Source organism: Trichloromonas sp. (assembly GCF_034006665.1).
Classification (GTDB): domain Bacteria; phylum Desulfobacterota; class Desulfuromonadia; order Desulfuromonadales; family Trichloromonadaceae; genus Trichloromonas.
The window spans coordinates 34163-52931 of the sequence record NZ_JAVESI010000007.1; the positions used below are offsets into that span (position 1 = coordinate 34163).

Sequence of the window (18769 nt, forward strand, 5' to 3'; positions counted from 1 at the left end):
GCCATGATCCGGGTCGCCATTGTCGGCGCCAGCGGCTATACGGGGGTTGAACTCTACCGTTTGCTGGCCAATCATCCGCATGTCAAAATTACCTGCGTCACCTCCCGGCAGAATGCCGGCGAGCCTTTTGAGCAGGTTTTCCCCTCCCTGCGCGGACGCACCGATCTGGTCTGCGACCCGGTAGAGATCGGAATCGTTGCCGACAAGGCCGATTTCGTCTTTACCGCACTCCCCCATAAGACCGCCATGGAATTCGTTCCCGGATTGCTGGCGGCGGGGATGAAGGTCGTCGACCTCTCCGCTGACTATCGGCTGAAAGATGCCGCTCTTTACGAAGCCTGGTATCAGCCCCACACCAGTCCGGAACTGCTGGCCGAAGCGGCCTATGGGCTGCCCGAGCTTTACCGGGACCGCATCCGTCCGGCGCGTCTGGTGGCCAATCCCGGCTGCTATCCAACCAGCGTGGCCCTGGCGTTGGCCCCGCTTTTGAAAGAGCGGCTGATCGATCCGGCAACCCTGATTATCGACAGCAAGTCGAGCGCCAGCGGCGCCGGGCGTGCGGCCAAGGTCGACAGTCTCTTCTGTGAAGTCAACGAAGGCTTCAAGGCCTACGGTGTGACCAAGCACCGGCACACCCCGGAGATCGAACAGACCCTGAGTGATCTTGCCGGCGCGCCGGTCGTGGTCAATTTCACCCCGCACCTCTTGCCGATCAATCGCGGCATTCTCTCGACCTGTTACGCCGACCTTCGGGAAAAGACCGACACCGCCCGGCTGGTCGCGCTTTTTGCCGAATACTATCGCGGCGAGCCTTTTGTTCGCGTCCAGCCCCAGGGGAGTCTGCCCAATGTCGCCTGGGTGCGCGGCGGCAACCAATGCGATCTCGGTGTTGTCGCCGACCCCCGCACCCACCGGGTGATCGTTGTTTCCGCCATCGACAATCTGGTCAAGGGGGCGGCCGGACAGGCGCTGCAGAACATGAACCTGATGTTCGGCTTCCCCGAAACGGCAGGGCTGGACGTCGTTCCCCTCTATCCCTGATCTTTTTCGGGAGCTTTTCATGGAAAGTGTTTCGCGCCGTTCCAAGGCCTATAACACCCGCACCTGCACCGCTTGCGACAAACACGGCATCGGTTCTAAGAGCGTCGTCTTTCACCGCGAGCGGGGTTATTTCTTCACTTGGGCGAGCGAACGCTCGGTGGCGGCATTCGTGAAGGATCAGGGCTTCTGAAACGCCATACGGAACATGCCTTCATCCCCATGACCAAGGCGGAAATGACCGCTCGGGGGTGGGACGAGCTGGATGTGCTCTTGGTCTCCGGCGACGCCTATGTCGATCATCCCTCCTTCGGCGTGGCGCTGCTCGCCCGGTTGCTGGAAGCGGAAGGCTACCGGGTGGGAATCCTTGCCCAGCCGGACTGGCGGAATCCGGAGGCTTTACGGGTGATGGGCCGTCCCCGGCTTTTTGCTGGGGTCTCGGCTGGGGCTATGGATTCCATGGTCAACCATTACACGGCGGCGAAAAAGATTCGCCGGGACGATGCCTACACTCCCGGAGGGCGGGCCGGCGCTCGTCCCAACCGGGCGGTGATCGCCTACACGGCGGCACTCAAAGGTGCCTTCAAGGGATTGCCGGTTCTCATCGGCGGCATCGAGGCGAGCCTGCGGCGGCTGGCCCATTATGACTACTGGGATGACGCCGTGCGCCGCTCGGTACTGGTCGACAGCAAGGCCGATCTGCTTCTTTACGGCATGGCTGAGGCGGCCCTCCTGGAAGTGACGCGGCGAGCCGCCGCCGGCGAGGCGCTCAAGGCGATGACCGACATTCGCGGCACTGCTTGGCTGACTTCCGAAGTTCCGGAGCATTGCCTGCGTCTGCCTTCTTTCGAGGAGGTCGCCGCCGATCCCGCCGCTTTCGGTGAAGCCTTCCGCCTCGCCGAGCGCGAACAGAACCCCGCCAACGCCCGCCCCCTGTCTCAGGGTCACGGCACACGGACCTTGGTGGTCAATCCTCCGGCGTTCCCCCTCTCCGAGGAACAGCTCGATCGCCTTTATTCCTTGCCCTTTCGGAAAACGCCCCATCCGAGCTACGATCAGCCGATTCCCGCCTATGAGCAAATCCGCTTCTCCATTACCAGCCATCGCGGCTGTTTCGGTGGCTGTGCCTTCTGCGCCATTACCCATCATCAGGGCAAGCTGATCCAATCCCGCTCCGAGTCTTCGATTTTGGCCGAAGTCGATGCCTTGACCGAACATCCCGACTTTCGCGGGACCATCACCGATATCGGTGGCCCCACCGCCAATATGTATGGTCTCGACTGCGGCGACGAGCAGGCAAAACAGGTCTGTCGCCGTTCCGGCTGCCTCTTCCCGAAGCCCTGCAAACATCTGCGCGTCGACGATCGGCGGGCCGTGCGGCTTCTCGACCGGGTCCGTCGCCATGCTCGGGTCAAGCATGTTTTCGTCGCTTCGGGGGTGCGTTACGATCTGCTGGAGCGACAGCCCGACTATTTCGATGCCCTCCTTTCCCGTTACATCGGCGGTCTGCTCAAGGTCGCCCCCGAGTCGACCAGCGCAGCGGTGACGAAGGTGATGCGCAAGCCCGGTCCGCAAATTTTCATCAATTTCCTCCAGCGTTTCCGCGAGCGCAGCGCGGCGGCCGGATTGCGTCAGGCGGTGGTTCCCTATCTGATTGCCGGGCACCCCGGCGCCACCCTTTCCGATACGGTCGATGTCGCCCTCTTCCTGCGCGAACACCATTTGCGGGTTGAACAGGTTCAGGAGTTTACGCCGACCCCCGGGACGCTTTCAACCTGCATCTACCACACCGGGCGCGATCCCCTGACCGGAGAGAAGCTGTATGTGGCGCGTACCGAAAAGGAGAGGAAGTTGCAAAAAGCGCTGCTTCTTTGGCATCTGCCGGAGCAGCGCGCCTTGGTCGCGGAGGCGCTGCGTCTGGCTGGACGGGAACGGGAGGGGCGGGTTCTACTCGAAGGGGGCGTTTCAAGGAAGCCGGGACGCCGGTCCCGACGCTGATTTACTCCTCTTCGAGGTTTAAGGGGAGAACGTTGAGATAGGGGAGGGGCGGGGCGACCGAGTTCCAGGCGACCGTCCGGTTACGACCGTTTTTCTTGGCTTGATACAGGGCCTGGTCGGTCCGTTCTTGGAGCGCTTCCAGGCTGTCGGCGTCCTCGGGGAACTCGGCGATTCCCAGGGAAAGGGTAAGCCGCCCTTTGGGCTGGCTCAGGACCGCTCCCGGAAAATCCCGCTCGTACACGCACCGGCGCAGTTTTTCGGCGGCGGCGCGGGCCCCCTCTTTGCTGGTTCTGGGCATGAGGATGATGAATTCCTCGCCGCCGAATCGCCCCGCCAGATCGATCTCCCGGATATTCTCCTTAAGAATCTGCGCCACGTCCCGCAGAACCCTGTCCCCCTGCAGATGTCCGTGGGTGTCGTTGTAACATTTGAAGTGATCGATATCGATCATGATCAGGCTGAAATTCGTGCCATAACGCCGGGCTTGGGCGAATTCCTTCTCCAGGACGATCTGGAAGAACCGGCGGTTGGCCAACCGGGTCAGGGTGTCGGTATTGGAAAGATCCCGGGTCTGCTGGTAAAGGCGGGCATTTTCGATGGCAATGGCGGCCTGGGCGGTGATTGCCTGAACCAGTCGGATCTCCCGTTCGCTGAAGCCGCCGTTCTCTTTCTTGTGCAGATTAACGATGCCGAGAAGCTGATCCTTGAGGATCATCGGCACTCCGAGCAGGGAACGGGTCTCGGGATAGTCATCGAGATAGTCCTCCAAAAACCGGTTCTGCTCTTTCCCGAGATCGCGGACATGCAGGCATTCCCGCCGACGGATGAGCTCTCCCATGAAACCGTCGTGCGCGTGAAACATCTTCCGGTGCTTGCCCTCCGGGTCGAGTCCGAGGGTTCGGCGGACCTCCAGGTCTTCCTTTTCTTCCCGGTAAAGCAGCAGCAACAGTTCGTCGCAGGGGACGACATCCTTGATGATCTGAAGCATTCGGCCGAAAAGAATATCGAGATCGAGGGAACCAATCATCTCCTGGATCAGGCTGAAGAGGGCCGAAAGGTCGTTGACGTGGGCTGTGAGTTCGGTGTTGGCCTCTTCGATCTGGCGATTTTTTTCGCTGAGTAGCGACTGATAGCGCAGCTCTTCCTCGGCCGCCGCCAGCTCTGTTTCCTGGCGCAGGCGGTCGGCGTAGAGAGCGCGCAGTTTCTCCGCCATGAGGTTAAAGGAACGGGCTACCTGCCCGAATTCGTCCGTTCGGTTCTGTTCGATGCGGAAATCGAAATTCCCCCAGCTCAGGGTCTGGGTCGCTTTCAGCAGGGACTGGACGGGGGTCATGATCTGCCGTTGCAGGAGCTGGTAATAGAGGAAGCCGCCGAGGAGCACGAAGAAGGCCAGGGTAGCGACCCCTTTCAGGATGAGATTGTTGACCAGGGCGTCAAGGCCGGCCATGGGGATTTCGATGACCGCAAGCACCAGCTCGGAGGTGCCGAGGGGAATGGCGCTGTAGAGATACTTGCCGGTATCGACCACCCGGATCAGGGAATCCCCGGCGATGACTTTTGCCAATTCGTCGGGGGAAAGACCGGGGGGAGGGTGGGCGGGATCGCTGGCGGTGAGGACTTCCCCGGACAGGTTCAGCAGTGACGTTCGCGCCCCGAAGCCGATGGAATGGGTGCTCAGAAACGAGGTTTTGACCGGCGTGCGCAGGATCAGCACCTGGGCTTTCCGTACGTCCTGAGGGAGGAGACTGGCAACGGTTAGCGTCGGCGGCAGCGACGGGGTGCTGAGAAAGCGAAAACGGGGGCGGGAGCTGCGGATGGCGTGATCGACCAACTCGCGCAGGTCGGTGTCGGGAAGTTCCCGCCACTGAGCGACGGGCAGGAATTCCGCCTCGATGTCGCTGCGCGCCAGGCTGGCCAGAAGCGGCTCGTGCTCCCGGGGAAAGGCTTGGGGGATTGCGCCGCCGGGCGGGATCCGGTAGGCATAGGCGATCAGTTCGGCATAGTTCTGTAGAAGGAATTCCTGGTTTTTGATTTCCCGGAAAATGGCGTCGCGCCCCGAGGTTAGCCGGTCATCGACGGTTTCGTGGATGGCCCCGTTCATCAGCAGGATGAAGTTTCCGGTCGCCACGCCGCCGAGCAACAGGAGGATTGCGAAGAAGGGCAGCATGATTTTATGGCGCAGGGACCAGGTTCGGTGCTGGGGAAAATCTCCCATTCAGGTTCCTCGGGGGCGGGAAAAAGCCGATCATGGCTCCCGTGTCGGGGCGTTCTTCCTCTTCGGGAGGAATCAGTGACCGGTTGAAGCGTTTACGTCCAGGGAAACGACAGGGTCGCCGATGACCTGTTGGGGGGCTCCGGAACGGACCGGTATGTGCTGATGCCATCCCCCTTTTTGCACCATTTTCAGAAACGTCTCCGCCACCACGGGGTCGAACTGGGTACCCGTGTTGTTGCGAATCTCCTCGACCGCTGCTGCGAAGGAGAGGGCCTCGCGGTAAGGGCGGTCGGAAATCATCGCGTCGAAGGTATCGGCAACGGTCAGAATCCGCGCCTCCATGAGAATTTCATCCCCCTTGAGATGGTTTGGGTAGCCCTTGCCGTCATAGCGTTCGTGGTGCTGGGCGATGATTTTGCGCACATCCTTGAGGAACTGGATCGGTTCCAGAATCTTGACGCCGATCAGGGGGTGCTGATGCAGGGCCTGAACGTTCTGATCGGTCAGATCCCCCTTTTTGTGGAGGAGTTCCCGGTCGATGCCGATTTTGCCGATGTCGTGCAGGATCGCCGCCTGTTCCAGGCGCTTGAGCCGTTCGGGGGGGAGGCTGAGACGGCGGCCGAGGGCCAGGCTGATGCGCGTAACCCGCTCCGAGTGGCCGTGGGTGTAGGCGTCGCTCGCTTCGATGGCGGAAACCAGGGCTTGTACCGTATTCAGGTAGGTGTTCTGCTGCTCTTCGTAGAGCTGGGCATTTTTGATGGCGATGCTGGCCTGGGCGGCGATGGTGGAGAGGAGTTCCAGGTCTTCGGTATAGAAAGACGAGCCGTCACGGCGGTTGGCCATGGTGATGGTGCCGATCGGTTCGCCGTTGACCATCAGTGGAGCGCAAATCACCGTCTCGCGGGTGAATCCGAGCCGGCTCACCTTGTTGAAATGACCGGCGTCGTTGATGTTCTGGATCAGAAGCGGCTTGCGGTTTTCGATTACCCAGTGGGAGACGCCGCCGGTTTCCAGGGGGATGCGCATGCCGGACGTGGGAGGGGTGGGTAGTCCGAAGGAACCGTCGATGGTCAGCTCGTGGGTTTCCCGGTCGAAAAGCAGGATGTAGCCGGCGCTGGCCTTGAGAGTATCGACGGTGGCTTCGATGAGCAGGTGGAAGAGCTTGCTCTGGTTCATCGTCGAGTTGATCGCCAGACCCATGTTGTAAAGGGCGGAGAGGCGGGTGACCGCCTGCTGCAGAGTCGTATTTTTGCTCTCCAGCTCGCCGGCGAGGTCGGCGATACGGTAGTTGGCTTCCTCGATCTCGCCGATGCGCTGTTCCAGCGAGGTATTGAGGTATTCGATCTCTTTGAGGCGCTCCTCCAGGGTGCTGTTCATCGTTTCGATCTGTTCCTGATGGGCGAGCTTCTCCTTGCTGATGGCGATTTCCCGTTCCTGGCGGACCATCTCCTGAATCTGGCCGCGGAGCCGCTCGACCATGCGATTGAATTTATCGGAGAGCTGTGACATTTCCTTCGAGTTGGTGAGCGAGACCGTCGCCTGATCGAACTCTCCCCGTTCCAGATGGTTCATGGCTCCGACCAGGCTGCGCAGGGGTTTTTCCACATAGTAGAGGACAAAGCCGGTGATGGCCAGGATCAGAAAGAGGATCATCGGGATGGAGGAAGCCATGGCCCGGAAATTGAGGTCTTTGTGCATACTCGCCAGATCGTCGATGGCGATGTGGATACTGAGAATGCCGAGAACCCGTTCGCTGGGATCATGGCAGGAGTGGCAGTCGGGTTCGTTGAAGATGGGGAGGATGCGGGCCTGATAGAGCCGGCCGTTGTGCTCGTGACGACTGGAGAACTGCTGCGAGCGGTAGGCGATCAGGTCGATGGCGGGCACCAGATCGCCGACACTCTCCGGGTTGCCGGCGCGCAGGATGCGTCCCGACTCGTCGAAGATCTGGACCAGTTCCAGGCTCGGTTCCGTCTGAATCTCTTTGAGGATCTGCGCGACCCGGTCGTTTTCGCCGCTGCGCATAAAGGTGATGACGCTGTTGCGGATGGTATCGCCGAGAATCCGGCTGTGCTGCAGGGCCAGCTGGTTCAGGGTCTCGCGCTGGGCGCTCAGGTGGTGCCAGATGCTCAGAGACACCACCATCAGGGCGATCAGTGTCGACAGTATGAGAAATTTCGTCTTGAGAGAAAGCATCTGCACCCGAAACTTCCGAAAGAGGGTTGGTGAAAGCACCGACTGCTTCGTCAAAACCCTGAAAAAGGTCTGTGAAAAGTGAGGTGGTTAGTTAGGGGAGTGGCGAGTCCGTGCGCCGGCCAATTCAAACACCATACCCTTGAGCGCGTCCCGTCGGCAACGGCTTTTTCAGGGTGCGATGCCGCCCTTGACGGAAAGGCGGCAAATCTTTAAGATGAGCCCGAAAGTTCACTGCATTATGCAAATATTCTGCCAGATTGTAGGCAGTTTGCCGGAAAGGTTGGGCGGGCATGGAATTTTTTCTTTCCCTTCTGGGTGTCTGGATGATTATTGAGGGTATCCCGTGGTTTCTTTCCCCCGGCGGGATGAAAAATGCCCTGCGCCGGATGCTTGTCCTTCCGGACCAAAGCCTGCGGCTCATGGGGGCTTTCCTGATGTTCGCAGGGCTTCTTACCGTTTATCTGGTGCGCGGCTAGAAGACCGAAAGGAATTGACTTTTGGTCCTGCTTTGTGATTGATTGAGTTCCCGATTCGGCCCTTTCGACGTAGGTTTTAATGCTCCTTGACGATTTTGATTTCGCGCTCCCCGAAGGCCTGATTGCCCAGTATCCCAGGCCCGAACGGGAGGATGCCCGGCTGCTTGTTCTGCGGCGGGAGAGCCGGGAGATCCGCTCGGCCGCCTTTCGTGACTTGGGCTCCTGTTTCCGACCCGGTGATCTGCTTGTTCTCAATGATACACGCGTCATTCCGGCCCGGCTTCTGGGGGAAAAGGAGAGCGGCGGACGCATCGAGGTCTTTCTCGTACGCCGCCTGGCTTCCGCCGGCGAGGAATGGGCTTGTCTGACCAAGTGCTCCAAGCCCCCCCGTCCCGGCTCCCGTCTATGTCTCGGCGCCAGTATCGAAGGGGTTGTCCTGCCCGGCGGGGAACCCCCTTACCGGCATATCCGGTTTACCTGCCCGGGGGATTTTACCGATGTCCTGGAACGGGAGGGTCGCATTCCCCTGCCGCCCTACATCCGCCGCGAAGCCGATGACGCCGATCGTGCCCGCTACCAGACGGTTTTCGCCCGCGCCGGCGGCGCGGTGGCCGCACCCACCGCCGGTCTGCATTTCACCGAGCGCACGCTCGAAGACCTCCGTGGGCGGGGGGTAGAGATTCATCCCCTGACCCTGCATGTCGGTCTTGGCACCTTTCTGCCGGTACGGGTGGACAATATTCGTGAACACCGCATGCATCAGGAACCCTATGTGGTGCCGGAGGAAACCGCCGTCGCGGTCAACCGCGCCAAAGAGGAAGGGCGCCGGGTCTTCGCTCTCGGTACCACCACCACCCGGGCCCTGGAGCACGCGGTGGATGCCAATGGGCGCCTGCGCGCCGGGGAAGGGAGCAGCGATCTCTTCATTTATCCCGGCTTTCGCTTCCAAATCGTCGATGCCTTGATTACCAATTTCCATCTGCCGAAATCGACCCTGCTCATGCTCGTCTCCGCTTTGGCCGGTCGGGAATTTGTTTTGGAGGCTTATCGCATGGCGGTGCGCGAGGAGTTTCACTTTTTCAGCTACGGCGACTGCATGCTGATTCTGTAATCCGATTCTTTGACGCTCAGTTAGACACCCACTCTTTCAGTTCGGTATGATGTGAATTCTTTCGGTTTTGATCTGCTGCACGAGGACGGACGCGCCCGGCGCGGACGTCTGCATACCCGGCGCGGCGACGTTGAGACGCCGGTCTTCATGCCGGTGGGAACCCAGGCGACGGTGAAGGCCATGTACCCCGAAACCCTCAAGGAGATCGGGGCGCAGATGATTTTGGCCAATACCTACCACCTGCTTCTGCGCCCGGGCCACGAGCGGGTTCGGGCCCTAGGCGGCCTGCATCGTTTTATGAACTGGGATCGTCCGATTCTCACCGACAGCGGCGGATTCCAGGTTTTCAGCCTCGGCGAGCTGCGCAAGATTGATGAGCAGGGAGTTCGCTTCCAGTCGCATCTGGACGGCGCCGCCCATGTCCTGACTCCCGAGTCCTCCATCGCTATCCAGGAAGCGCTGGGCAGCGATATCATCATGGCTTTCGATGAATGCATCCCTTATCCGGCCAGTCGTGAATATGTGGCCGAGTCGACGGCCCGTTCCAGTCGTTGGGCCGCTCGCTGCCGCCAGGCGCGTCGGTTCGACGACGGCGCGGCTCTGTTCGGCATTGTCCAGGGGGGAATGCATCGTGATCTGCGCGCGCAAAGCGTCGCCGATCTGCTCGAACTCGGCTTCGAGGGTTACGCCGTCGGCGGCCTTTCCGTCGGCGAGTCGGCAGAGCTGATGTATGAGGTGATGGACTGGACGATGCCCCTTCTCCCTCGGGATCGTCCCCGTTATGTCATGGGGGTGGGGACTCCGGAAAATCTGGTGGAAGGGGTAAGACGCGGGGTGGATATGTTCGATTGCGTGATGCCGACCCGCAATGCCCGCAACGGCGTGCTTTTCACCAGCTTCGGCAGAATCAGCATCAAGCAGGCCCGCTATCTCGACGACGCGCGCCCCATCGATCCGGATTGCGACTGCTATGTCTGTCGCCATTACAGCCGGGCCTATCTGCGGCATCTCTATCAGAGCAACGAAATTCTCTCATCGATGTTGAACACCCACCACAATCTGCATTACTATCAGCGGCTGATGGCGCGGATGCGCGACGCTATCGCCGCAGACGCATTCGAGGAGTTCCGGGTCGATTTTCTCGCCCGGCGCGACAACGAATCGTGAACGCCGATGCCCGGGTTCGCGATGTTTCTTCAGATGGTTCCCAGCAAAATTTCATGACAAGGAGGTTCAAAAGATGATTTCCCAGGCTTACGCAATGGCCCCCCCCGCGGGCGGACAGGCGGGGGGCGCCCCCGGTTACGAAGGCATTATCATGCTGGTGGTGATGTTCGCCATCTTCTATTTTCTGCTTATTCGTCCGCAACAGAAACGGGCCAAGCAGCACAAGCAGCTCATCGAAAACCTGAAGGTCGGGGACCAGGTGGTGACCGCCGGCGGTCTCCACGGCAAGGTGGCCGCCCTGCAGGATACCGTGATCATGGTCGAGGTCGCTACCGGCGTCAAGATCAAGGTCAGCCGCAGTTCCATCGTCGCGACCCGCCAGGAGCAGTAGTCCCGGCCGGGACCGTGCGTCCCGCCGGTTCAGTCCAACGGACCAAAGGAGATTATTTCTACCATGGCCAGAAGCCTCAAGTTGCGGGGGGGGCTGGTGCTGCTCTGCCTCCTCCTGTCGTTTATTTCCCTGGCTCCCACCTTTTGGGGCGGCAGTCTGCCCGGCTGGTGGGCCAGGTCATTCGATCCCATTCACCTCGGGCTCGACCTTCAGGGGGGCATGCATCTGGTGCTGGGGGTGGATGTGGACAAGGCGGTGGAAAGTCGTCTGGACAGCACCCTCGACCAGGTCGAAAGCCTGCTTGCCGAGAAGGACGTGATTTTCAAACGGGCCGAGCGTTTGCCCGGGGAGCGTTTGGCGGTCACCGTCTACGACGAGGATTCAGGCAAGGCCGTCGATGCCCTGATGCAGGAAAACTTCCCGACCCTTGAGGCCATGACCCTCTCCCAAGAGGGCGGCTACATTCAGAAGAACTATCGTCTGAGCGATCAGGAAATCGTCAACATTCGCGATTACGCCATCCGCCAGGCTCTGGAGACCCTGCGTAACCGCGTCGACCAGTTCGGGGTGAGCGAGCCGACCTTACAGATGCAGAGCGACGATCGCATCCTGATTCAGCTCCCCGGTATTCAGGATCCGGATCGGGCCATCGCCCTGCTCGGCAAGACCGCCCGTCTTGAATTCAAGATGGTGGCTGAGGACGCCAATCCCGAGGACGCCGTCAATGGGATGCTTCCCCCCGGCACCCAGCTTCTCTACGAGCGTGATGTCAACCGCCAGACCGGCGAGGTCAGGGAAACGCCCCTGGTCGTTTATGAGAAAACCGCCTTGACCGGCGATCTGCTCGCCGATGCCCAGGTGCGTATCGACACCCGTTTCAACGAGCCCTATGTCGGCATCGATTTCAACCCGGTGGGCGCCAAGCGCTTCGATCAGATCACCGCCGCCAACGTCGGCAAGCGCATGGCCATCGTCCTCGACGATACCGTCTACTCGGCGCCGGTCATCCGCGAGCGCATCTCCGGCGGCAGCGCCCAGATCAGCGGCGCTTTCAACGAGCAGGAGGCGACCGACCTGGCCATCGTTCTACGCGCCGGTTCCCTGCCGGCGCCGGTGAAGATTCTCGAAAACCGTACCGTCGGACCTTCCCTGGGGCGTGACTCCATCAATCAGGGGATCGTTTCCGTCGTCGTCGGCGGCCTGCTGGTGGTGCTCGGCATGGCGATCTATTATCGCCTTTCCGGCTTGGTCGCCAATATCGTTCTGGTGCTCAACGTCTTCTTCATCCTGGCGCTTCTCTCCCTCTTCAAGGCGACCCTGACCTTGCCCGGCATCGCCGGCATCGTTCTCACCATCGGCATGGCGGTCGATGCCAACGTCCTGATTTTCGAGCGGATCCGCGAGGAACTCCGGCTCGGCAAGACGGTCCGCAACGCGATAGATGCCGGTTATGCCAAAGCATTTCTGACCATCATCGACGCCAACGTGACGACCCTGATCGCGGCCCTGGTTCTCTTCCAGTTCGGCACCGGACCGGTCAAGGGCTTTGCCGTCACCCTTTCGGTGGGCATCGTCTCCTCGCTCTTCACGGCGATTTTCGTTTCCCGGTTGATTTTCGACCTGTTCCTCGGTAACCGGCACATCAAGCGGATGAGCATATAAAAAGGAGATCTCCGTGGAACTTATCAAACCCAATATCAATATCGATTTCGTCGGTCGCCGGAAGATGGCGATCTGTTTCTCGCTGCTGCTCATCCTCGTCGGACTTGCCTCGCTGATTTTCAAGGGCGGACCGAGTTACGGCATCGATTTCGCCGGCGGCACGCTGGTGCAGATCAAATTCACCGAGGCCACCGATGCCGCCGCCATCCGCGAAGCCCTCGGTGGGGTGGATCTCGGCAGTTTCGCGGTGCAGCGTTTCGGCGAAGAAGGGGACGAATTCCTCATCCGCGCGCAGAACACCAGCGCCGAACTGGAAGGGTTGTCCCATGCCATGACCGCCGCCCTGGAAGGCAAATACGGTGCCGGAAGCGTGGAGGTTCGCCGGGCCGAGATGGTCGGCCCCCAGGTCGGCAAGGACCTACGCGAAAAGGGGTTGATGGCCGTTCTTTACGCCATGATCGGCATCCTCGTCTACGTCAGCTGGCGCTTCGAGTTCCGTTACGCCGTTGGTGCCGTCATCGCGCTGCTGCACGACGTCGTCATTACCCTGGGCGCTTTTTCCCTTTTCAACATGGAAATCGACCTGCCGGTCATCGCCGCCTTTCTGGCGATCATCGGTTACTCCCTCAACGATACCATCATCGTTTATGACCGGATTCGCGAGAATCTGGGCAAGCATTCCAAGGAAGGGTTGGCTTCGGTCATCAATCACTCCATCAACGAAACCCTCTCCCGCACCATTCTCACTTCCGGCACAACCTTGCTGGTGGTGGCCGCGCTCTTCATTTTCGGCGGCGGCGTGATTCACACCTTCGCTTTCGCGCTTCTGGTGGGGATTGTGATCGGCACCTATTCCTCCATTTTTGTCGCCAGCCCGCTGTTGCTCTTCTGGGAAAACCGCAAGGGCGGCCAGGGTGCCGGCAAGATCGCGACGGCCGGAGGGAAGGCATGAAAAAGGAAACGCTCTTTTTTATCGCCGTCGCTCTGATTGTCGGGGTGCTGGTCGGTGTCCTGGTCAGCAAGGGGGGGCATGCTCCGGCACCGGTCCAAGGAGGCGCGCTGGCGGTGCCGGCCTCTAATGTGCAACAGAATATCCAGATGATAGAAAAGATGGTGGCCGCCGATCCCGGTAATCGCGCAGCCTGGGTTCAGCTCGGTCACGCCTATTTCGATAGCCGGCAGGCGGTGAAGGCCGTTGAAGCGTACAACAAGGCGCTGGAGCTCGACCCCAACGACCCCGACGTGCTCACCGACCAAGGGGTGATGTTTCGCGATCTGGGCTGGTTCGATCGCGCCGAAGAAAATTTCATCAAGGCCAACGAGCTCAACCCCGCTCATGCCCAGAGCCTTTACAATCTCGGTGTGGTCTACCGTTACGACATGAACGATGCCAATCGCGCCCGCGAGGTCTGGACTCGCTATCTGCAGGTCAATCCGAGCGGTCCCGGCTCCGATAATATCCGCCATGAACTGGAATTCTTAGGCGGCGCATCGACCCTGGAGTTGCCCCGCTAGGCGGGGGGCTGGCTCCTTTGGCCTGCGGAGCTGTTGCGAAGAATTGTCTAAAATTACAAGCCGAAAGCGATGCTTTCGGCTTGTTTTTCAGGGGAATCGGATGTCCGGCCCGCGGAGAACTTCGATTGCCGTCGTTCTCGGCGAAGAGGTGTCCGTGGATGTCCTGATGCCTGGAAATGATCGGCGTGAGCAGGACGATGAGGCGTTGGCGGCCTCTTTCTACGATGGCCGGATCACCATTTATCTCGGTAGGGCGCGTTTCGCAACCTGTCTCTTTGTACCGCCGCCGCATGTGGGGATTTCATGGAACCAGTAAAGAGGCGCCATTGGGTGCCGCGATATGTCGAGTCGGTTCTTGAGCGGGAAGGGGAGTTGGCCCGGATTCTCGAACTGACCCCGCTGACGGCGCGCATTCTGCTTGCCCGGGGGATTGAAAGTCCGGATCAGGCGCGCTTTTTCATCGACGGAAAACTGGCGGATCTCCCTGATCCCTTTTCCCTGCTCGGCATGGAACGGGGGGTGGCGCGGCTGCTTCACGCCTGGCGATGCGGGGAGCGGGTGCGCATTCATGGCGATTACGACGTCGACGGCATTACCGCCACCGTACTGCTGGTGGAGGGTTTCACCCAGTTTGGACTGAAGGTCGATTATCACATCCCCTTGCGCCTCAAAGACGGCTACGGTCTTTCCGTCGAAGCCCTGGAAGGGGCCGCGGCAGAGGGGATTTCCGTGGTGGTTTCCGTCGATTGCGGCGTTTCCGCCGTGGCCGAGGCACAGCGCGCCCGGGAACTGGGACTCGATCTCATCGTCACCGATCATCATCAGGCTCCTGCCGAAATACCCCGCGCCCACGCCCTGATCAATCCCCATCAGCCCGGTTGCCCCTTTCCTTTCAAGGATCTCGCCGGGGTCGGCGTCGCCTTCTTTTTGCTGGTTGCCCTGCGCAAGGCGCTGCGCGAAGCCGGAGCTTTTTCCGGAGGGAAGGAGCCGGATCTGCGCCGACTCCTCGATCTGGTGGCTCTCGGCACTATCGCCGACCTGGTTCCCCTGACCGGCCTGAACCGCTTGTTGACCCGCATCGGCCTGCAACTGCTGGACAAGCAGCCGCGCCCGGGGATTCAGGCCCTGCGTCAGGTGGCGGCCGTGGATAAGGTAAGCTGCGGAACCGTCGGCTTTCGCCTCGCCCCCCGTCTCAACGCCGCCGGCCGCCTGGAAGACGCCGCTCTGGGCGTTGAGTTGCTTCTGGGTTGCGAGTCCGTTGCCTGTCGGGAACTGGCTGAACTTCTCGACGGCTTCAATCGGGAGCGCCAGGCGATCGAAAAAGAAACTCTGGAGCAGGCGGTGACCTCTCTGGAAAGCGGCGTTGATGATACTCCCTCTTCCATTGTTCTTGCCGATACGCGCTGGCATCCCGGCGTCATCGGCATTGTCGCCAGCCGCTTGGTGGAACGCTATCACCGGCCGACGGTGTTGATCTCCCTTGATGGCGAGCAGGGCAAGGGTTCAGCCCGTTCCATTCGGGGATTTCATCTCTATCAGGCCCTGGAACTGTGCCGTGAACGCCTGCTCGGTTTCGGCGGCCATGCCTATGCCGCCGGACTCTCCATTGCCGAAGGGGAAGTGACCGAGTTTGCTCGCGTTTTTGAGCAAGTAGCCCGCGAGTCTCTCTCTCCTGACGACCTTCTCCCCCGCCTCGGTCACGACGGCGAGGTGTTGCTGGAAGATCTCGATCCGGCCACGGTCGGAGAACTGGGGCGGCTTGCCCCCTTCGGCATGGGCAATCCCGAGCCAGCTTTTGTTGTGCGCAGTGTGCGCATTCAGCAGGCGACCGTGGTCGGCGGTGATCATCTGCGTTTTGTCGCCCGCCAGGACGGTTACAGCCTGCCCTGCATCGCTTTCGGCATGGCCGCGCGCCAGGGGGAGCTGAGCGGGCCGATGGATCTGCTCTTTTCTCCGACCATCAATGAATGGAAAGGGCGCTTTGACGTGCAGTTGCAGATCCGGGATTTTCGCCCTTCCGCCCAGATGCCGGGAGACTGATCAAGTTTCTTGAATTTCCTGTTCGGTCGGCTAATATATCCGGCATGGTTAACAATTCCGGAACGACCGGAAATTACCCTTTAAATCGTGAAGGAGTTTCTGTCATGAGCCTTGTGGAATCGATCGACGTCCCGCTGGGATGGAAGATGAAGCGTTTCATTCTGCAGGATGCCAAAGACCGCAGCCACGACTGCGACGATATTTTCGGCGAATTGGGATTGCTGGTGGTCTTTACCTGCAATCACTGCCCCTATGCCGACGCCCAGTGGTCCCGGCTCATCGAGTTGGCCCGCTACGGTCGTGAGTATGGGATTGCTACCGTGGCGATCAATCCTAACATTCATCCCAATTACCCTGCGGATGCTCCCGAGGCCATGCTCGACAAGATCCGTGAACTCGGGATCGATTTCCCTTATCTGGTGGATGAGAGTCAATCGATAGCACGGTCGTTCAAGGCTCAGTGCACCCCAGACCCCTATCTCTTCGACCGCAAATGGCGCTTGGTCTATCATGGGCGCATCGATGACTGTTGGGAAGACCCGGCCAAAGTCACCCGCCAGGAGCTTAAGGAAGCCATGGATCGCCTTATCGCCGGCAAGCCGCCCTTGGAGGTCCAACACCCGGCCATGGGCTGTTCCATCAAATGGCGGCCGGAAGACTGAGCCGTGTGCGAAGAGCGAAACTGCGGCGGAAGTATTTGCTTCAGGAAAGATAAAACGAACAGGCCGGAGGAAATTCCTCCGGCCTGTTCGTTTGTTGGCAAGGAAATAAATCTGTCCTCTTTCCCTTGTGGCAAGAGCCCTTAAACTAGCGCCATTCGAATCCGTTCTCTTTTTTCGGCGGTCGGGAAACAAAGAAAGTGGGTCTCAAACGCGAGCGGCCAGATTGGAGCGCCTTTGCTGCTTGTCGCGATACATGCGCTTGTCGGCCAGTTTGAGCAGCTCGGCTTCCGTCAGGCCATCGTCGGGGTAACAGGCGTAGCCGATGCTGGCCGACAGCGCGATGCTGCGGCCTTCAACGTTGAAGGGCGACTCGAACAGGGCCAAAAGCCGCTGGCGCAGGGCTTCGGTCGGCTTGTTGCCGGTCTGGTCGAGGAGCACGACAAATTCGTCGCCACCCCAGCGGCAGGCCAGATCGCCGGTTCGCAGTACCTGCTGCAGGCGCTGCGCCACCAGCATCAGCACCTGGTCGCCGAAGGTATGACCATACTGATCATTAACGGGCTTGAACTGGTCGAGGTCAACGACCAGCAGGCAAAAGGCAACCGGCTGTGGCGCATGCACCAGCTGATCAAGGCGGCGGCTGAGAAACAAACGATTGGCCAGACCGGTGAGGGCATCGGTCTGGGCCAGGCTGCGCACCTGTTCCTCCTGCCGCTTGCGGTCGGTGATGTCGATGGCGAAATGCAGATACAGATCGTTTTCGCTGTCATTGACCGGCCGCCAGCAAACCATTTCCCAGCGGCCGTCGGGGCTCTGCAACTCCTGGGTCAGAGGGGTGTCCCCCTCGGTCGGCGGCGCCTTCTGACAGCAGGGACTCGGTTTTCCGATACGCACCCCCATTTCCAGGGCCTGGCGGTTGGCGCTGACCACTTGGCGGCTGGAATAGCGCGCCAAGATGGCCGGATAGGGCAAGGCATCGAGCAGCACCTGCTGGAATCGCTGCGATTCCTGCAGCTGGCGTTGGGCCTCGGCCTCGCGCTGCTTGCGTTCGACCAGATCAAGGGCGAAGGCCAGATCGTCACGCAGCTGTTCGAGCAGGAGTACCCGCTCGGTAGTGAAGTAACCGATCCGATCGGCGTAAACCTTCAGCGCGCCCAGGGGGCGGCCATCACAGAGAATCGGCAGGGCGGCCGAAGCGCGAATGCCGGCCTCGCGCGCCGCCACCACCCAAGGCGAATCGGCCAGATCGCGCAGAAAATCGTTGGTCACTACCGTGCGCTGCTCGCGGATGGCGAGACTGGTGGGGCCACGCCCCTCGGCGTAATCGGGATCGACACTGACACGAATGTGATCGAGGTACTGCTGGCAGCCAGCGTCACCGGCACGCGCCACCGGCTGCAGCTGCCGGCTGTCCTCATCGAGCCGGGCCACGCTGGCCATCTGGAACTGACCATAGTCCACCACGATATTACAGATCTGCTCAAACAGCTGCTGCGGCGTGGCGATACGCATCATGACCTGGTTGGCTGCGCTCAGGGCGCTGTAGAGATTATTGCTGTGGTGCAGTTCGTGGCGGGCCTGTTGGCAGGCTGTCACCTGGGAAAGCAACTGTCGACCGCCGATCCGCAACCCCCAGGCACCCAGAGCCCAGATGCCGACACAGGCCAGATTGAAGGCGATGGCCTTGGTGGCCAGCAGATTCTCGATGGGCCGCAGAGGCACCTGAATGCTCAGCGCCGCCGGCACGGCCGCGTCGGCGTAGCCGGCGTGACAGCCTTGGCAGCGTTCGGAAACCTCCATGCGATGCAGCTCGCGGTAGAGCGCCCCCGGCTGTTCATCGCGCACTAGCTCCTCCAGCCTTTCTGCAGCAGACAGCGCCACCAGAGCCTGACGTTCCCAGCTGTCGGGCGCATTGGCGGCATTGAGCGGCACCGGGCTGACCAGGCGGCTGTGCACCCCTTCGCGCGGCAGCAACGCCTGCACCTGACTGAGCACTTGGGCCGGCGACATAATAACACCATCGGCCAGCTGCAGCGAACCGTGCTGCAACGCCCACTTGCGCACGGTATCACTGCGTTCCTTTTCCAGAGCCGCGGCCTGATGCGCCAGCATTTCTACCTCGCGTTGCCCCTGCAACGCATTGAAGATCAACCCCAGCAGGGCCAGCAGCAGCCAACCCAGCTGCAGGCAAAGCAGAAAGCGACGGCTAAAACGCAGTTCCTTGACACCATCCATCGGATAATCATCCCTTTTCCGCAGGGTGTAACCTAAGGTTTAAACCGCCTCAATACAGCACTA

At 60.6% G+C, this 18769-nt stretch carries 16 protein-coding genes; 13 read left to right on the forward strand and 3 right to left on the reverse strand.

Annotation, left to right across the window (positions count from 1 at the left end; translation table 11 throughout):
• Window positions 1-3 precede the first annotated feature (3 nt).
• Genes argC through RBR25_RS04630 form a run of 3 tightly spaced genes read left to right on the forward strand, consistent with a single transcriptional unit; the run spans window position 4 to window position 3036 of the window.
• Complete coding sequence (gene argC, locus RBR25_RS04620) at window positions 4-1041, forward strand: N-acetyl-gamma-glutamyl-phosphate reductase (RefSeq protein ID WP_432818363.1); 1038 nt, start codon at window positions 4-6, stop codon at window positions 1039-1041.
• A 19-nt stretch (window positions 1042-1060) separates the two neighbouring features.
• Window positions 1061-1231 (forward strand): hypothetical protein, encoded by a 171-nt coding sequence (locus tag RBR25_RS04625; RefSeq protein WP_432818364.1) that lies wholly within the window; start codon window positions 1061-1063, stop codon window positions 1229-1231.
• 29 nt (window positions 1232-1260) lie between these two features.
• Window positions 1261-3036: a YgiQ family radical SAM protein gene (locus RBR25_RS04630; RefSeq protein WP_432818419.1), complete on the forward strand. Its 1776-nt coding sequence runs from the start codon at window positions 1261-1263 to the stop codon at window positions 3034-3036.
• Between the two features lies 1 nt (window position 3037).
• Here RBR25_RS04630 and RBR25_RS04635 read toward each other — a convergent pair whose 3' ends face one another.
• Both RBR25_RS04635 and RBR25_RS04640 read right to left on the reverse strand, forming a co-directional pair.
• Window positions 3038-5251 carry a diguanylate cyclase gene (locus RBR25_RS04635; protein WP_432818365.1) on the reverse strand — a complete coding sequence of 738 codons (2214 nt, stop codon included), beginning with the start codon at window positions 5249-5251 and terminating at the stop codon, window positions 3038-3040.
• Between the two features lie 72 nt (window positions 5252-5323).
• Window positions 5324-7447, reverse strand: a complete 2124-nt coding sequence (locus tag RBR25_RS04640; protein WP_432818420.1) for an HD domain-containing phosphohydrolase — start codon at window positions 7445-7447, stop codon at window positions 5324-5326.
• A 290-nt stretch (window positions 7448-7737) separates the two neighbouring features.
• Between RBR25_RS04640 and RBR25_RS04645 the strand changes: the two genes are divergently transcribed.
• From RBR25_RS04645 to RBR25_RS04690, 10 genes are all read left to right on the forward strand, one after another.
• Complete coding sequence (locus RBR25_RS04645) at window positions 7738-7923, forward strand: DUF2065 domain-containing protein (protein ID WP_432818366.1); 186 nt, start codon at window positions 7738-7740, stop codon at window positions 7921-7923.
• A 79-nt stretch (window positions 7924-8002) separates the two neighbouring features.
• A complete protein-coding gene (gene queA / locus RBR25_RS04650) occupies window positions 8003-9034 on the forward strand; it encodes a tRNA preQ1(34) S-adenosylmethionine ribosyltransferase-isomerase QueA (protein WP_432818367.1) in 1032 nt (343 codons plus the stop codon).
• A gap of 51 nt (window positions 9035-9085) precedes the next feature.
• The gene (tgt, locus tag RBR25_RS04655; protein ID WP_432818368.1) at window positions 9086-10201 is read left to right on the forward strand and encodes a tRNA guanosine(34) transglycosylase Tgt; all 1116 of its coding nucleotides are present in this window, start codon (window positions 9086-9088) and stop codon (window positions 10199-10201) included.
• A 73-nt stretch (window positions 10202-10274) separates the two neighbouring features.
• Window positions 10275-10592, forward strand: coding sequence for a preprotein translocase subunit YajC (gene yajC, locus RBR25_RS04660; RefSeq protein ID WP_432818369.1), 318 nt, complete (start codon window positions 10275-10277; stop codon window positions 10590-10592).
• 63 nt (window positions 10593-10655) lie between these two features.
• Window positions 10656-12254, forward strand: a complete 1599-nt coding sequence (gene secD / locus RBR25_RS04665) for a protein translocase subunit SecD (RefSeq protein ID WP_432818370.1) — start codon at window positions 10656-10658, stop codon at window positions 12252-12254.
• A 13-nt stretch (window positions 12255-12267) separates the two neighbouring features.
• On the forward strand, window positions 12268-13206 hold the full coding sequence (gene secF / locus RBR25_RS04670; protein WP_432818371.1) for a protein translocase subunit SecF: 939 nt from the start codon (window positions 12268-12270) through the stop codon (window positions 13204-13206).
• Window positions 13203-13769, forward strand: a complete 567-nt coding sequence (locus RBR25_RS04675; protein WP_432818372.1) for a tetratricopeptide repeat protein — start codon at window positions 13203-13205, stop codon at window positions 13767-13769. Before secF ends, RBR25_RS04675 begins: the two co-directional genes overlap by 4 nt.
• Before the next feature lie 100 nt (window positions 13770-13869).
• Window positions 13870-14085 (forward strand): hypothetical protein, encoded by a 216-nt coding sequence (locus RBR25_RS04680; RefSeq protein WP_432818373.1) that lies wholly within the window; start codon window positions 13870-13872, stop codon window positions 14083-14085.
• A gap of 14 nt (window positions 14086-14099) precedes the next feature.
• The gene (gene recJ / locus RBR25_RS04685) at window positions 14100-15809 is read left to right on the forward strand and encodes a single-stranded-DNA-specific exonuclease RecJ (protein ID WP_432818374.1); all 1710 of its coding nucleotides are present in this window, start codon (window positions 14100-14102) and stop codon (window positions 15807-15809) included.
• 104 nt (window positions 15810-15913) lie between these two features.
• Window positions 15914-16471 (forward strand): thioredoxin family protein, encoded by a 558-nt coding sequence (locus RBR25_RS04690; protein WP_432818375.1) that lies wholly within the window; start codon window positions 15914-15916, stop codon window positions 16469-16471.
• Window positions 16472-16675: 204 nt separating this feature from the next.
• Here the strand turns inward: RBR25_RS04690 and RBR25_RS04695 are convergent, their stop codons facing one another.
• Window positions 16676-18706, reverse strand: a complete 2031-nt coding sequence (locus RBR25_RS04695) for a diguanylate cyclase domain-containing protein (protein ID WP_432818376.1) — start codon at window positions 18704-18706, stop codon at window positions 16676-16678.
• Window positions 18707-18769: the final 63 nt, after the last annotated feature.

Excerpts from the sequence above, each read along its gene's own strand:
- argC (WP_432818363.1), top strand. The coding sequence starts at position 4 with ATGATCCGGGTCGCCATTGTCGGCGCCAGCGGCTATACGGGGGTTGAA.
- RBR25_RS04625 (WP_432818364.1), top strand. The coding sequence starts at position 1,061 with ATGGAAAGTGTTTCGCGCCGTTCCAAGGCCTATAACACCCGCACCTGC.
- RBR25_RS04630 (WP_432818419.1), top strand. The coding sequence starts at position 1,261 with ATGACCAAGGCGGAAATGACCGCTCGGGGGTGGGACGAGCTGGATGTG.
- RBR25_RS04635 (WP_432818365.1), bottom strand. The coding sequence starts at position 5,251 with ATGGGAGATTTTCCCCAGCACCGAACCTGGTCCCTGCGCCATAAAATC.
- RBR25_RS04640 (WP_432818420.1), bottom strand. The coding sequence starts at position 7,447 with ATGCTTTCTCTCAAGACGAAATTTCTCATACTGTCGACACTGATCGCC.
- RBR25_RS04645 (WP_432818366.1), top strand. The coding sequence starts at position 7,738 with ATGGAATTTTTTCTTTCCCTTCTGGGTGTCTGGATGATTATTGAGGGT.
- queA (WP_432818367.1), top strand. The coding sequence starts at position 8,003 with ATGCTCCTTGACGATTTTGATTTCGCGCTCCCCGAAGGCCTGATTGCC.
- yajC (WP_432818369.1), top strand. The coding sequence starts at position 10,275 with ATGATTTCCCAGGCTTACGCAATGGCCCCCCCCGCGGGCGGACAGGCG.
- secD (WP_432818370.1), top strand. The coding sequence starts at position 10,656 with ATGGCCAGAAGCCTCAAGTTGCGGGGGGGGCTGGTGCTGCTCTGCCTC.
- RBR25_RS04675 (WP_432818372.1), top strand. The coding sequence starts at position 13,203 with ATGAAAAAGGAAACGCTCTTTTTTATCGCCGTCGCTCTGATTGTCGGG.
- RBR25_RS04680 (WP_432818373.1), top strand. The coding sequence starts at position 13,870 with ATGTCCGGCCCGCGGAGAACTTCGATTGCCGTCGTTCTCGGCGAAGAG.
- RBR25_RS04690 (WP_432818375.1), top strand. The coding sequence starts at position 15,914 with ATGAGCCTTGTGGAATCGATCGACGTCCCGCTGGGATGGAAGATGAAG.
- RBR25_RS04695 (WP_432818376.1), bottom strand. The coding sequence starts at position 18,706 with ATGGATGGTGTCAAGGAACTGCGTTTTAGCCGTCGCTTTCTGCTTTGC.